Source organism: Pontibacter arcticus (assembly GCF_003284895.1).
Taxonomy (GTDB): Bacteria; Bacteroidota; Bacteroidia; order Cytophagales; family Hymenobacteraceae; genus Pontibacter; species Pontibacter arcticus.
The window spans coordinates 671,999-687,487 of sequence record NZ_QMDV01000001.1; the positions used below are offsets into that span (position 1 = coordinate 671,999).

A 15,489-nucleotide genomic window follows, 5' to 3' on the forward strand; every position below is an offset into this window, starting at 1 on the left:
AAAGGTGATATATTATAACTAATTCTGAAAATTATACTTTACAATTTTTATTGTGATCAGAATGAGGTTGACAAAAAGTATAAATACCCGGCAGGTTGGTGCTATACTTCTTCTATAACTGGAACTACAACTATGGCTTAGGCCCTTCCCCTGTTTTTAGGGGAAGGTTGGGGTGGGGTAATCCCTCAAATTATTATCTTTGCATATGATGGTTGAGAAGATACAAACTGTAGCACAAGAGATAGAAGCGGCATCGCTGACGAATGCTGCCGAATTGGAGCAATTCCGGATAGCGTACATGGGCCGCAAAGGCCGCATCGCCGATTTGTTTGATAATCTGAAAGAGGTGGCACCGGAGCAGCGCCGCGAGGTGGGCCAGCAACTGAACCAGCTTAAAAACAAAGCACAGGAGCGGTTCGACCAGGCGCAGGAGCAACTTACCCAAAACGCCGGCGCTTCTGCTTCCGAAAATACATTTGATTTCAGTTTGCCGCCGGTGCCTAACACGCTGGGTACGCGCCATCCGCTTTCGTTGGTGCGCAGCGAGATCGTGCGTATTTTTGAGCGTATCGGTTTTAACGTATCCGAAGGCCCGGAAATGGAAGACGACTGGCACAACTTCTCTGCCCTGAACTTCCCTGAAAACCACCCGGCCCGCGAAATGCAGGACACGTTCTTCCTGAGCGAAGACCGCGATAAACTGCTGCGCACTCATACTTCTACAGTGCAGGTGCGCCTCATGGAGAACCAGAAACCACCGCTGCGCAGTATTATGCCCGGCCGTGTGTACCGCAACGAAGCTATTTCGGCACGTGCGCACATGGTATTTCATCAGGTTGAAGGCTTGTACATCGACAAAAACGTAAGCTTCGCGGACCTGAAACAAACCATTTATTACTTTGCCAAAGAGATGTTCGGGCAGGATACTAAAATTCGTTTCCGTCCGTCGTTTTTCCCGTTTACTGAGCCCAGCGCTGAGATTGATATTTCGTGCCTGATCTGTAAAGGAAGTGGCTGTAACATCTGTAAGCAAAGCGGTTGGGTAGAGATTGGCGGTTCCGGTATGGTAGACCCTGCCGTTCTGGAAAGCAGCGGCATCGACCCGGAAGAATACACTGGCTTTGCCTTCGGGATGGGCATTGAGCGTATCACCATGCTCCGTTACCAGATAAAGGATCTGCGCCTGTTTACGGAGAATGATGTGCGCTTTTTAAGACAGTTTGAAGGGGTTTTATAATCACCAGATCAAGTATAAACAAGAGAATGCTTTCCGTGTTTTAAGTAATTAAAGTATGGTAAAGCATTCTTTTTTCGTTTCAGAACAAATACAGAAACAATGAACTTCGAGAACATAAAAACAATAGGCGTTGTAGGTGCCGGTACCATGGGCCAGGGCATAGCCCAGATCTGTGCGCAGGCGGGCTACACCACCATCCTTTTTGATATAAATGCCCAGGTGCTGGAAAAGGCCGAAGCCTTGATCATCAAAAATCTGGATAAAGGCATTGAACGAGGCAAGGGCACCGAAGCCGATAAGCAGGCTACGCTCCGCAACCTTTCTTTTACCGGCGACACCCTGAAACTGCACTGCGACCTGATCATCGAAGCCATTGTAGAGCGCCTCGAGATAAAGCAAACGCTGTTTAAAGAACTTGCCAGCATTAACAACCCTGCTACCATACTTGCTTCCAATACCTCTTCTATTCCGATCACGCAGATTGCGGCGGCCATCCCAAACCCGGAGCGCGTTGTAGGCATGCACTTTTTTAACCCGGCCCACATCATGAAGCTGGTAGAAGTTATTTCCGGCGCGGCCACTATCCCTGAAGTTGCCGAAACCATCCGCCAGCTGGCTCTGAAACTGGACAAGAAACCTGTAATGGCCCAGGATTCGCCGGGCTTTATTGTGAACCGTGTAGCGCGTCATTTTTACGTAGAAAGCCTGAAAATACTGGAAGAAGGCATAGCCGATGTGCAGGGCATTGACAAACTAATGCAGGCAAGCGGTTTTAAAATGGGTCCTTTCGAGCTGATGGATTTGATCGGGGTAGACACCAACTTTTCTGTGACCAGCGCCATGTACGAATCTTTCCACTATGATGCGAAGTTCAGACCGAGCCGTATACAACAACAGAAGGTAGATGCCGGCCATCACGGCCGTAAATCGGGCAAAGGCTTTTATACTTACCATGATTAAACTGTTTTTATACTTCCTGCCACTTGTATGTATACTTGCCGGTTGCAATAACAGCACTGTAAGCCCCAGTATACCCAACGTGGTAGTAAGCGAGCAAATACCGGTAAACAGTCTGCAATACCCGGAACTGCGCCAGGATGGCGGTTATGTATACTTAAACAGTGGGTATAAAGGCATCATCGTTGTGCGCGAAAACGCTAATACGTACCTGGCCTTCGAGCGCGCCTGCCCTTACGACCCAACTGCCAGTTGCGCACTTGTAAAAGTAGACCAGTCCCGGCTCTTTCTGATTGATGAATGCTGCAAGTCTCAGTTCAATTTTCAGGGCAATGTAACGGCTGGGCCTGCTGTTTATGGGCTTAAACGGTACCAGACGGCGCTATCCGGCAACCTGCTTTATATTTCAAACTAAATTTTTGAGTTGATTTACAGGATTTTATACTTTAGTTGAAAATATTTTCACGCCCATACTTGCGCTATATCAAAAACTACAGTAAGTTTGCATTGTAATTCAACGGTAACACTACCACAGAATGACACTCTTCCTTAGCTCAGTCGGTTAGAGCATCTGACTGTTAATCAGAGGGTCCCTGGTTCGAGCCCAGGAGGGAGAGCTTGAAAATCAGCCACTTACAGGTAAAACTGCTAAGTGGCTTTTTTTATGTGCATACAATTTGCATACATCTCCCTGTTATTTCTCTACTTTCGACTCTACAGCCAAGACGATTCAAGTGAATTCTTATGCAACAAGTAAAAATTTAAATTATTGTTGCCTGCCTCTAAAATATGGCTTTATTGAACAATTACGAAGATCCTGCTACTGCTCTAGAGGTTAATAGCAGTTTGCGAGTAGGGTATCACAGGACAAGGAAAAAAAGAGCAGGTGTTGTTGCTCGCTTATCTACGCACTTTAATTTTATTTCCGAGTCAGCACCACAGTGACCCATCTCCATCTGGTTCTAATATCTACAGTGGGTCTTATGTTTTACAGGCTCTAACACAGGAGATGTACATGATAGTATATCTTGAGGCACCTACTTCATAGCTTATAAGTTGCAGAAGGCGTTTATAAAGGCTTAGATGGCATTAGGTTTATTAAATCCAGTATACCATCAAAGGACTACCCAGTCAAGCCAAAGGCGTTTAAAACCGCTTAAACTACCCCACCATTATGTAACTAGGAGCAAGCAGATATGGAATAGATTTTAGGTGATTTGAATGTTATATATATGATACTTTCTTTGCTAATGTGTTCGTGTAAGTAGTAGCAGAGGATGTCGTTTACACAATGTTAGCTGAAGCCTTATACATTTAAATCATCAATTAAATCCCAATCGTCAAAATCTGTAAAATCTTCAAAATATTTGCTTTCGATATTAGTAGTGTCGTTTTCATATTCGTCATAGTAATACCTTGCATACCAATCAGATTCAATAAATGCAAGTGGGCGAAGTTTCAAATGCAAGTGTAAATAAGGGAGCTTTTGGGAGTAATAAGATGAATGATATTTAAGAACTAATAAATTAACTTGTCTAATTGCCTCCCTATAATCACTTATGAAGTAATCAATTATTTCTTTTATTAGTGAAAAATTGAAAGTCGCACTCCTTAATCCACTTACACCATTTTGCATTACCAAATGTTTATCGTACCATTCAGAGAGTTGGACTGATTTCTTTCCAAGAATATATCTAGTTAATAAATTATAGTATCCATAATGCTGAATCAGCATATATTGTATAGTACTCGAACAATATTCTTCATCTTGTTTTCTTTTGCACATTAAAATAAATGGCCCTAAAGAAGTAAAGAGCATTAGAGAATTTTCAATTGCATTTTCCACGGCAGGCCAATACTTCTCCCTATAGTAATTTGATTGGAATTTGATAATGCTATCTAGGTTACGGTCCTGGCTTAAGGACGTATAATATGTATTTGAGGTGCCAATAATTAATTTGTTAGATCTATGGGCTTCTCTAATATTGCACCAGTAAGATTTCTTAGTTTCTAAACAAACTACTACAAAGAATACAGGAACTGGAAGGTTAAGCCAATAATTAATAGTTGAGCGCTTTATAGAATAAAATGTAAATGTTTTATCAGGCTTGAGATCAATTTTTTCTTTTCCTTTAACCTGAAGAGCAATTAAATCACCAGTGACTCTCTTGTCTTTCTTTACAATTTCAATGTACAAGTCAATACCATAATCCCTTTCAGTCATTTCCCGAATAATCCATTCTCTTGGTAGTTGTTTGTTTAGTATATCAATTGCATCGCGCTCTATAATATGTGTTAAATCCCTTATGGGAAAATTATCTTCCATGTTTTCAATTTTGTTTTATTAAGTTTCAGCTAACCTATTGTACAGCCAAGCTTCAAACAAAACAAGGTTAAAACTGCACCCTTTCTAACTGATGTATTTATTTTGAACGTAATCTAACACTTTGCATGATTTCAGGAATCTCTTTCCAATCATTTATCCAAATTGTCTTTACCCCAAAAGATGTTGTATCTGACTCTTCAAACCTTTCAATAATTTCGATTAAAAATCTTACTGTTTCATTAAAATTTAATGCAGCCAGTGACTTATCATTTAATAATTCTTTATTTTCCGTTAGAAGAGTACGAAGACGAACTTGAACATCTTCTTCTTTATGTCTCATCTTAAATATAAAATGGTTCTCTTGAGTCTCGCCACTTTGTTTTTTTGCAATATCAAGTAGCCTTCGAATATTAGGATCTGTAAGAGAAGAACCAATAAATAGACAGTTTGAATCTCTAAATTTGTTGATTTGGACAATATTATTCCAACTATAGATATCAATATATTGCTTATGGTATATGGATTCGCCAAAGGTTATTTGGTTTTGTTCAGTTAATTCTCCCTTTTGTTGCAAATATCCATGAACATGAAAAATAGGTAATTGACCATCTGGATTCATCCCAATACCATAAATAGGCTTATGAGGAACTTGAACACCAACCTTTGAAAGTCTTTGTTCTAATATGTCATCAAAATTGTATGTAATAATACTATCTAAATTAGGGCTCTTGCCTGGTGCCACGCAAAAGTTGATAATTTCATCCATCAATTCTGAAGGTTTATCTATATCAATTTCCTCATAAAGAACCTTGCGTACAGCTTCTTCGAAAGATAGCTTTTTGTCATCATAAAACTTCTGAAGATATCTTCCTGCGATTAATGGGGACGGAGAAAAAACACTAGTAAAAAGTCTTGATAATACTGTTGAAACATTCTGCTCTTTCTCAATAGTGGTTATCATTAATTTTTGCAGTAAAGTATCCCAATTTGGTAGACCAAAACCCATTGAAACACCTGCCCCAAGTACCAATACTAGACTCTCCTTTTCATAACAGCTTATTAATTCACTTATGATTTGTTTTTTTGGTAAAGACTTTGATTTAGGCAGATTATTAATAAACTCAGACTTTGTTCTATTGTTTTTCAAAATCTGTAATGCCTTTTTTATAGTCTCACTAGTTAATTCAGTAAGGACTTCTGATTCTGTATTCATTTATGTTCTTTTAAATTGTAGGTAACAGCCTCGTGCATGAGGCGTGTAACGCTGTCGGCCGAAGCATGACTTACGCACTATGTTGGGCGTTATTATTTCTTGATTTTAATTCCTTAGCTTTTAATCTGCCAGCTAAAACACCAAAGTTCTTTACTTCAATACGTTTCCCAATATTCCACTTACCACCAAGATATGGTCTAACAAAATTTACATTCCTTAACACTCTTAAATCTTTATGATACTCAGAATCTCTTTCGAAGCTTTGAGACAAAATCACTTCTTCCTCATGAACATAAATGTTATTGTAAATCTCTAAAAACAGCTCTTTTTGTCTATCATTTAATATACTAACTGCGTCATCCAACTCATTAAGAACCGGTTTGATGAGAACCTCAATTGTTTGCTTAGTAGCTGTAAATTCATAATCACCTACCTTAAATTTTATTTCTGAAGCATTTAAGATTATCTTTCTAATTAATGGGAATAGCATAATAGCAATAACCATTACTATTATTGGCCATAAAATATTTGCAATAGCTTCTATCAATTTAGGATCAGCTTCCATATAATTTTAATAGTATCCAACTACTGGATTTAAGACAATATACTCTCATTTGCCCAATCTACTTAATTGCTGCAGTCTGCTTTTGAGCTTGCTAGTGGAATGGACTAATGTTATCAGGCACATGATCATATGTGTTTTAGCTAATGTAATAGTTTACTAGAGATTATACAAAGGACTTCTAATCTTATCTGTAACTAGTTACCTACATGTACCGCACACGAAAATGAACTCATATTGCTTCTGTCATGACTATGGTTACTTGCTACTACCAGCTAAAAAAGTGCTGATCATTAATTGGTAACCCTACATGTAAGAGTGAAGCTAAAGGACTAGTCTGCAACTGTATTGCATAAAGCTATAATTTATCTGATTAATAAAATTACAACATTGTATATATCACTAAATGCAAGTTTAGTAATGAGGATAATCCAACTTAGTCCCAAAATTAAGTAACTTAAGATGGAGTCTTCAATGAGGTATTGTTGTATATTAGCACATCGCTGATACACAACAATACCTAATTGAAGACTGATAATACTTTAATACCATTTCTAAAATGGCCAGGGGGTAAACGATGGTTTGTTAAAAAATACTCGAACCTGTTACCTAATACTTATAACCGGTACATTGAACCATTTTTGGGTGGAGGTTCTGTTTTTTTCTACTTACAACCTAAAAAGGCATTGCTTGGCGACATTAACCCTGATGTTATAGCGGCATACCAAGGTTTAAAACAAAATTGGGAGTATATAGATTTAGCTCTTAGATTACATCAACATCAACACTCCTCTAATCACTATTACAAAATACGAGAGAATGAATATGCAAATTTACTAGAGCAAGCTTCTCGTATGATTTATTTGAATCGAACGTGTTTCAATGGTATTTACAGGGTAAATCTTAACGGTAGATTTAATGTTCCATTAGGTACTAAAACAAAAGTTACCCTTGATACAGATGACTTCAGCGCTATTTCTAAACTTCTAAAAAAAGCAAAAATTCATCTATGTGATTTTGAAGTTCTGATCAATAAAGCACAAAGAGATGATCTTCTCTTTGTAGATCCGCCATATACTGTACGCCATAACTTAAATGGCTTTGTTAAATATAATGAAACACTCTTCTCATGGGAAGATCAAGAAAGACTTGCTAGATCCTTGATACGAGCAAGAAATAGAGGAGCTAAAATAGTAGCAACAAACGCAAACCATGAATCAATCCGGGAGCTTTATCAAAATCATGGCTTCTACTTGCAAACTGTCTCTAGATATTCATCCATAGCAGCAGCAGCAGCAAACCGAAAACAATTTGAAGAACTTGTAATCCTTTCACACTTAACTAACTAAACTATGGCTATGCCAAATCTTTCAAGCATAATAAATAATTCTGCTACACAAGGTAATCCTATTGAAGCTCTAAGGATATTCCTTGAAAGAGAGGAAAGAATGGAGACTGCAAAGCAAATAGATAAAATGCGATTTGTAGGCTACGTTCTTGAGTTAGGTTATGATACAGCTAAGATTATTACAAGTGACCCTTACAAACTAGCTGTAGGAGGTATACCTAGAGGATCTTTTCTAATAATGTCCCCAGTAAATACTGCAGCTAAAGCACCTCCACATTTTACCCTTCTTAGGGTAACTGGTGTTTCACCAACTCCGTTAAGTAATCAAGTTCAGCAAACATATTTTGAGTTACACAAAAAGTCTATGCCAGAATTAGATGTGTGGACACAAAGTGAATTACAATGGGGTGCATTAAATTGTGATGTATTAGGTATGTTCTATGCCGATCCAAAAAACATGCAGATACTTGCTTATTCTGGAGATGTTAATAACGTAGTTAGTGCCCACAGATATAAAGTTTTTGCGCCAGATGAACCACTTTTAAAGCTCATAGTTAATGGAATGGTAAATGAGGAATTTAGTTATTCTCTCGGAGAGCTGCGAACAATGGAATGCAGGCTTTTTAGTGATGACTCACCTAATACTGTTCCTGTTAATATATCGATGCGTGACTTCAAAGGAACGCGAACTGCAATGTTCGGTAAAACTAGGTTAGGAAAATCGAACGTGGTTAAGCTTATAGCTCAAGGTATAATAGAAACTACTAAAAACACGAATAAGGTAGGTCAGATTATATTTGATATTAATGGTGAATATGCGAATGATAATCCTCAAAATCTTTCATTAAAATCTGCTTACCCAAATAGATGCCAAGTTTATGCTTTAACACAAAGAGCAGGTACAATATCAAATCCGCTTCGTCTAAATTTTTATGAGCAACCTGATACAATCTTAGATGTACTTGCTTCTTTACTGGACTCAGATAATAGAAAATCTATATACATTACGAGTTTTACTAATGCAAAACTACCTTCAATCGAATCGATAGCTTCTCAACCTGAAAATGAAAAGTGCAGGTCGATCCGGAAAATACAGATATTTTGGGCCATTTTGAAGAAAGCTGGGTTTACATCTGACGAAACAAGATTACGGGCTAAGGGGTTGATCAGTAATAATGCCAGACATTTTGATCCACATTTTGCTGCTGGTTTGAGAACCGCTGCTTATCAAGCAAAAAATTTAAATCTTCCTAATCCACCTAATAGCTTACAAGAATTAGTAAATGAGTTAGAGGTTATCTCTGAATTTAGAAGGGATAATGCAAACAACAGGTTATTTTTAACAGGCAGTGGTAATGCATTATTTGATGCTGATGATATTGCTATGTTAAATTTCTTAAATCCATCTAGCGGATCTGGGCCTACAGTGCTTAGAGCATATTCAAGTTACCACTCATCTGATGCAAGTGACTTTATCAACGATATTGTTAATTTAGTTGATAAAGGGATAACAGTAATATTAGATTTAGGAAATGCAACTGATCAAATTCGTCGCTATTTTGCAGATATGATTTCAAGAGCGGTATTTTCTCATCAAGAGGTGAAATTTGTAAATAATAATTTAGGTGAAAACTTTGTTCAGCTATACTTTGAGGAAGCTCATAACCTTTTTCCTCCGGATAATAAGGACTTGACAGGTATATATGCAAGGTTCGCTAAAGAAGGTGCTAAGTTCCATATAGGCATGGTTTATTCAACTCAGTCACCATCAACTATAAATAAAGAGTTATTAGCTCAGACTGAAAATTTTTTTGTAGGTCACTTATCAAGCCAAGACGAAACCAAATCACTTTCTCGGGTGCAAATTGCTTTTCAAGGTATTGAAGATGATATTATGCGCTCCAAAACACCTGGATTTATGAGAATGCTAACAATGTCGCATCGTTTTGTAATACCAGTACAATCAAGGCTATTTGAAGCAACAACTAATCAAATCTAATCATGCCATACTCACCGGGATCTAGATTACCAGGAGAGACAGCTTCTAAGCTAGGTCATCTTGCAGTTGTTGAAAGCGAATGGGTAAAGTCTCTAATAAAGGATTTTGAAGATTATCAATCAGACTCATCAAATGTTAATGAGGAAATGTGGCAAATATTTGACCCAACCGGTCATGTGCCATTGCGAAATATTTGGGCAGTAGATGGATCTTTCGTTGCTATAAAGACAGATAGCCACCCTCCTAAAGAAGTTTCTTTTGTAAAAACAGCATTATTATCTGTTGATAAGGGTAGGTTAGATTTGATAGACAAAGAGCACCCTCATCCTTTACTTCTACAGGATATTTTAAAAGATAGTGCTGTTTTTCATGCTACCGTATTTCCTTTAAAGAATGTCAAAACTTCATTAGGCAATAACTATGAAGCTATAAGACATATAGTACGAGATTCGATGAAAGTTGACGAAGGAGGCATATTTTACGAAACTTTAAAATGGCTTGCATATCGCAAGTGGGAAACCAATTCCAAATTTTCAAGCCCATCTTTTGAATGCCCTCATTGTCATGAAATACAAACTATAGGTTTAACTTATGATGCTAATGAAGGGAAATGCGAAAAATGTAAAAATGAAGTTTTCTTAACTGATATGATCGGATTCCATCTAGATATGGATGAAGATAGTGCTCCTGACTCTATAGCTTCTGCATACATGTTGATTATGGAAACCTTAATGTTGTTTACTGCTGTAAGGCTTTTATGGATACATAGCGATAAGAGTTTAGTTACCGACACGCTCTTCATCAAAGACGGTCCTTTATCATTAAGAAGCCAATATTCTAAACTTGTTCCCAATATTCGCTCATTTTTAGAATTTGCAAAAATAAAAAATCGCCCGATACATATAATTGGGCAAGAAAAAAGCGGTGCATTCTTTGATCATTTATCTTCAATTTCTAGGCATGTACCACCTCATGAAAGAGGTGCTGGTTTACATTTTGCAGCATTATCTCATCACTATGTTCGCCAAGAGGTATATCGTTCTCCTGATTTAACTAATCCTTATGGTAAGCGGACAAATTGGGGTGAAAAATTATATGTCAAAGTTGATCCAGGTACATTTATGGTTTTGAATTTAACAACCGGAGAATATATAGATGATCCAGAATACCCTACAGCAGATACCCTTATAGGTTTATCACGCATTTTGACTACTATTCCAAGTCTCGTTAGTAGTAGGTTTGAAGGTGCTCTATTTCCTATTGAGTTAGCTAACGGCATAGCTTCAATGTCCAGTTACCCCTCAGCTAGTATCCTACAGAAATTTGTTGAACACCAATCTAAATAATCAAGTTTAACGTAAAAATTAAAAAGGAGAAGCTTAACTAAGCAAGTTAAGCTTCTCCTTTTTTTGTTCTTAAAACTGCAAAAAATTATAAAAAAAATTTACGTGTACCCATGTGTATTTTAAAATGAGCGGGGGGAGGATGGGGAGTAACTCGATACGGGCCCCTGGCCCCGGTAGAATTAACTAGTTTAGATTGTTTTGCACACTTATTCTATCACTTAAGTACCTATAACCTACCATTATAGTACAGTAAATAATAGTTAAGGTAGATATAAATTTAAGTGCATATTTTTAGCTTTAGCACTCAAATTTATATCTCTTTCTTTTCTCCTAAACATCTATACTAATGCTCTTGCTTATCTTAAAAAAAGGTAAGCAAGAGCATTAGTTAAAAAATACATCATAAATTACTTTACTCTTCCGTTTCTTAATTTCCTCACTTGAACTATTAAACTTGAAAGATTTGATATAACCCTGAGTAAGTTTTAAATATTCCTGCTTACTAATTTTGTTACCATCTATTAAACTATCTCTATTAGAGATATTAGATAGTAACCTATGTTTTTCATCGCTTATATAACTTTTTATAAGCTCTAAAGCATGGTGGCTTCCGCTACTGATATAGATATAAAGTAAACCCTTAAAATTTCTTTTAATTTCGTACTTCCTCAAAGTAAGTATAGCATCAGTTTTCTTTAGTTTGTTAAGCGAATTTCCTCTAAAACTACTGTAATCAATAAGCGACCATTGCTTACCTCCTAGAGCTACTGGTATTTCTGAATAATGATCATAAAATGAAAGGCATCCTCTAGTAAAGCTTTTATATATCTCCTCCAAACCACATTGTGAACTTAGCTTTTCAATATTAATATCATATTTGCATAGATAATTATTATTCATGCGTAGCTCTACCCGGTCTATAATCTTACTAACATCTAACCCATTTATTTTATGGTATTGCCTGATATATACTTTATTACTTTTTATTATTTCTTCCGATTTATTATAAATAACTATAGATTTTCCGGTAGCTTTTAGGGCTCCTATTTGAAACATTGCATTGTTGTTGAAAGTCCCAATTTTAGACTTACCAGCATGCTTAAATCGTTCTTTCCCGCAGCTTATAGAGTTAAAGTATAGTTCTTTAAACATCTCATACTTACCATAGCTATCAAATGCTATTTCTACATAAGCTATCTTATAAAATTTTAAATTTAGACATTTTAAAATGTTTAAATAATGCGCATACCAATCTTCTTTATAGAAAACATAGTTTAAAAACTCTAGCTGAATAACTCCTTTTAGATTGTTGCGCTTGTCTTCCAGGTAAAGGTGGCCTATGATTTCATTATTTGAATATATATCTAATACATACCTATAGCCGTTCTTCTTAGGTTTGTATCTATTCCTATAATCATCATCTAGCTTAAATATTAATGTCCCCTCTCTATAAATTATTTTGTTATCCTCTAGAAAGTCTCTTTGTTCAATAAGTAATTTTAAATTTCTACTCTCATCAATAGTTACAAGGTCAATAGATAACCTATCAATATTCAAAGTAAATTTAGGATTGATAAAAAGAAAACTAAGCTTGTTAGATAGCGCTTTGTATTCTTGAACCGGTTTGTTTTGAAACACTTTATTCTCATTTATAATGGGTAGCCATAAGCTACCGGTTATGTCAGGTGCCACTCAAAAACGGTGGCGGTTTCAACAAACTTGTGTGTTTTGAATGAGAAGTGTATGGAATAAAGTAATTTATTTTATTAAAGCTTTAAAAACTCTCTAAGTTGGCTCAACACTATAACTTATATTTGAAAAAGCTACTTTTAAGTATTATGAAGCCAGAAGTCCATTTTGTAAATATCCGTGAAGTTATAATCAGAGAAATAAAGCGATCTGAAGAATCTATCAAAATTGCTATGGCTTGGTTTACTGATAAAGAGCTTTTTGATGCTTTACTTGAAAGATCGAAAAAGAAGAGTATCAAAATAGAGTTAATTCTCAACAATGACGCTATAAATATAAACTCTGAAATCCAGTTTGAACATTTATTTGTTTATGGAGGGAATGTATACTTTCCGACTAATGAAGAGAAATTAATGCATAATAAGTTCTGCATTATTGATAGTAAAAAAGTGCTTAATGGTTCATTTAACTGGACAAATAAAGCAAACTATAATAACGAAAATCTTACAATCTATGATGACGTTGATTTTGCTGCCAAATTTATAAATGAGTTTGAATCTTTAAAGCGAGCGTCCTACAGTATTGAGAAATTGTTAGATATTGAAGAATTACAGCGTTTCAAAGAAGAAGAAATTCTAACTATTAACGAACTTAAGAAAAGAGCTTTTAATAGAAGGGATATAAAAAATCATACTGCTGCCCTAAGAGATTGCATAAGAATTTATGAAGCAGAAGTAAGCTGGGTTAATTACTTAGAAATAGCTCAATGTTATATTGATTTAAAGAAATTGTACGCTGCTATTCAGATATATTCTGAATATCTGGAAGGGCATCAAACTGATGCGAAAATATTTAATTTAAGAGGGTCTATATATTTAGAAACTGACCAGTTAGAATTAGCTATATTCGATTTCACTCAAGCAATTAGCATCAATAACCAAGAACCAGAATATTATGAAAATAGAGCAAAAGCTTATGTAAAACCATTTGACTTTTTTTCTACTAACGATACTTTAAACAGAATGTACCCTGATTATTATCATAATGGTTTTAAGGGTGTTCAAAACTTGTATTCCTACTTCTATAATCTAACATATGATAATAAGATAAAGCCTCTTGAAGAGAAAAAATTGCCATGGATATTAAATTACCCTAGCTGGGATACTTTTGAATCTGCATTAGCAGGTTTTGAAGGGCTCGGAGAACAGGCTCTTAATGATTACCATGCGGCTATTCAATTAAAAAGTATAAATACAGCGACTTTGTATGAAAAGATTGCTCGCTTGCAGGGGATTTTAAGTTATAGTGCGGAACAACAAGTTATAGCTTACTCTAATTGCATTAAATACAACCCTGATAATTTGCACCATTATTTTTGGAGAGGCATATGTTACAAAATTATTAAGAAATATCCTGAAGCACTTCTTGATTTTGAAACAGTACTTAGCGTAAACCCAAATCACTCTTCCTGTACCTCTTTCTATAAGCAAGTTAAAGACCTAATGGAAAAGGAGAAAGAGATTAAAGTCGAAAAAAGTTTTTGGAAAAGCTTCTTCAAATAGAAGTTGTTTAGTGTTTTGAGGTATACAGCTAATAACTGCCCGAGCTGTGTGTTTTCACTAGCAATTACCTCTTGTTTAAAATAAAGTAGTCGATGAAAACACCAATAACGGCAGGTTGAGATATTATAATCTTAAACTCTAAACAGCTTCAGAGCTAAGAAAGCAATATGGATACAAAAGAAAAGGCTAACTTTTAATTGAGTTAGCCTTTTTACTTTATGTTTATTTAAGCTTCTAATGTTCTTTAGAGGTATTGTAAGGCTCGACCTCTTCAATCCTGATGTCTGTGATATCTCTGTTCTCAAGCTTCTTATGCAATTCTAGTGTTTTATCCTGCAAGAACTCATAACGCTCGATAGTAGTTTTGTCTTTGCTTACCTCAATATTAATAATTGTAGTTCTTTAATAGAGCCTCAAGACCATGAATTAACATTAATTGTTCTGCTCTATTAATGTTGCAAATCTTTCTCATATCTCCCATTGGCCATAGGCCAATGTACATTTTAAATTTTTCTTTTTGTACTAAGGCCAAAGACCACAGGTTAAAATAATTTAAAAATTTTACAGAAAACTTGTAACAATTTTCTTCAAAAGATTCCCCTCTTAGTCAGTAACAAATTGCCTAGAACCTAGTATAATAGGTTATATCGATATAAGGGTTGCGCAACCTTCAAAAAATCCAAAATATTTTTTTCACTTAAAACCAATTTTAGCTAATAAATCATCTATTAGCACTAAATCATTATGCATTATCAACAATAAAAAAATTATCATAATCATTATTTAATACAATATTTATAAAAAAATCAACTAATTTAAAAATGAGAAAATTCAATTCTATTACAGATTTATATGTTAAAAATACTGCAAACCATGTTGATATAGTCAGCTTATTAGGTTTCGTCGATATCCTAGAAATAATGGATTTAATAACCACCAAAGGACAGTTTACCGGCTTACACATTCCTTATAAAGGTCTATCAAGCAAGTTTATTAACCTGATTGATGCAGGTTGTTTAGCCAATCCCAAAAAGGTAACCGGAGAAGGTGATATAGACTATGTTTTGTATCACGATATATACTTCAAAGCTCAAGATGAGTCTTACACTAAAGTTCCTATGTCGCTGAAGTCAACTTTTGAAAAAGTATTGATAAATGATCAACCAGATACTGTTTGGATGAAGTCAGAAATGATAATCATTAATCGTGTTACTAGAGCAGCTATTGACGAAGCAATAAAGGCACTATAA

Annotated in this window: 12 protein-coding genes and 1 tRNA gene; 9 read left to right on the plus strand and 4 right to left on the minus strand. The window is 35.7% G+C overall.

Annotated features, from left to right (window positions below; genetic code table 11):
• Nucleotides 1-208: 208 nt before the first annotated feature.
• From pheS to DP923_RS03110, 4 genes are all read left to right on the plus strand, one after another.
• Entirely contained in the window at nucleotides 209-1,237 is a 1,029-nt protein-coding gene (pheS, locus tag DP923_RS03095; protein WP_112304789.1) for a phenylalanine--tRNA ligase subunit alpha, read from the plus strand.
• Between the two features lie 99 nt (nucleotides 1,238-1,336).
• Nucleotides 1,337-2,197 (plus strand): 3-hydroxyacyl-CoA dehydrogenase NAD-binding domain-containing protein, encoded by an 861-nt coding sequence (locus DP923_RS03100; RefSeq protein ID WP_112304237.1) that lies wholly within the window; start codon nucleotides 1,337-1,339, stop codon nucleotides 2,195-2,197.
• Nucleotides 2,190-2,609 (plus strand): Rieske (2Fe-2S) protein, encoded by a 420-nt coding sequence (locus DP923_RS03105; protein WP_239020918.1) that lies wholly within the window; start codon nucleotides 2,190-2,192, stop codon nucleotides 2,607-2,609. The genes DP923_RS03100 and DP923_RS03105 overlap by 8 nt, the downstream gene beginning before the upstream one ends.
• A 128-nt stretch (nucleotides 2,610-2,737) precedes the next feature.
• Nucleotides 2,738-2,811: transfer RNA gene (locus DP923_RS03110), tRNA-Asn, on the plus strand.
• A gap of 689 nt (nucleotides 2,812-3,500) precedes the next feature.
• Here the strand turns inward: DP923_RS03110 and DP923_RS03115 are convergent.
• From DP923_RS03115 to DP923_RS03125, 3 genes are all read right to left on the minus strand, one after another.
• Entirely contained in the window at nucleotides 3,501-4,520 is a 1,020-nt protein-coding gene (locus tag DP923_RS03115; protein ID WP_112304239.1) for a DUF4365 domain-containing protein, read from the minus strand.
• A gap of 97 nt (nucleotides 4,521-4,617) precedes the next feature.
• Nucleotides 4,618-5,733, minus strand: coding sequence for an SIR2 family protein (locus DP923_RS03120; RefSeq protein ID WP_112304242.1), 1,116 nt, complete (start codon nucleotides 5,731-5,733; stop codon nucleotides 4,618-4,620).
• A 70-nt stretch (nucleotides 5,734-5,803) separates the two neighbouring features.
• Nucleotides 5,804-6,298: a hypothetical protein gene (locus DP923_RS03125; protein WP_112304244.1), complete on the minus strand. Its 495-nt coding sequence runs from the start codon at nucleotides 6,296-6,298 to the stop codon at nucleotides 5,804-5,806.
• Nucleotides 6,299-6,819: 521 nt separating this feature from the next.
• On the opposite strand from DP923_RS03125, the gene DP923_RS03130 reads away from it, so the two are divergent.
• From DP923_RS03130 to DP923_RS03140, 3 genes are read left to right on the plus strand one after another with little or no spacing between them, the layout of a single operon-like run.
• A complete protein-coding gene (locus DP923_RS03130) occupies nucleotides 6,820-7,644 on the plus strand; it encodes a DNA adenine methylase (protein WP_112304246.1) in 825 nt (274 codons plus the stop codon).
• 3 nt (nucleotides 7,645-7,647) lie between these two features.
• Entirely contained in the window at nucleotides 7,648-9,642 is a 1,995-nt protein-coding gene (locus DP923_RS03135; RefSeq protein WP_207801928.1) for an ATP-binding protein, read from the plus strand.
• 2 nt (nucleotides 9,643-9,644) lie between these two features.
• On the plus strand, nucleotides 9,645-10,988 hold the full coding sequence (locus tag DP923_RS03140; RefSeq protein WP_112304248.1) for a hypothetical protein: 1,344 nt from the start codon (nucleotides 9,645-9,647) through the stop codon (nucleotides 10,986-10,988).
• A 384-nt stretch (nucleotides 10,989-11,372) separates the two neighbouring features.
• On the opposite strand, the gene DP923_RS03145 is transcribed toward DP923_RS03140, so the two are convergent.
• Nucleotides 11,373-12,680 carry a hypothetical protein gene (locus tag DP923_RS03145; RefSeq protein ID WP_125047625.1) on the minus strand — a complete coding sequence of 436 codons (1,308 nt, stop codon included), beginning with the start codon at nucleotides 12,678-12,680 and terminating at the stop codon, nucleotides 11,373-11,375.
• A 146-nt stretch (nucleotides 12,681-12,826) separates the two neighbouring features.
• Here DP923_RS03145 and DP923_RS03150 point away from each other — a divergent pair, with 146 nt between their 5' ends.
• Both DP923_RS03150 and DP923_RS03155 read left to right on the plus strand, forming a co-directional pair.
• Nucleotides 12,827-14,239 (plus strand): phospholipase D-like domain-containing protein, encoded by a 1,413-nt coding sequence (locus DP923_RS03150; protein ID WP_112304252.1) that lies wholly within the window; start codon nucleotides 12,827-12,829, stop codon nucleotides 14,237-14,239.
• A gap of 821 nt (nucleotides 14,240-15,060) precedes the next feature.
• The gene (locus tag DP923_RS03155; RefSeq protein ID WP_112304254.1) at nucleotides 15,061-15,489 is read left to right on the plus strand and encodes a hypothetical protein; all 429 of its coding nucleotides are present in this window, start codon (nucleotides 15,061-15,063) and stop codon (nucleotides 15,487-15,489) included.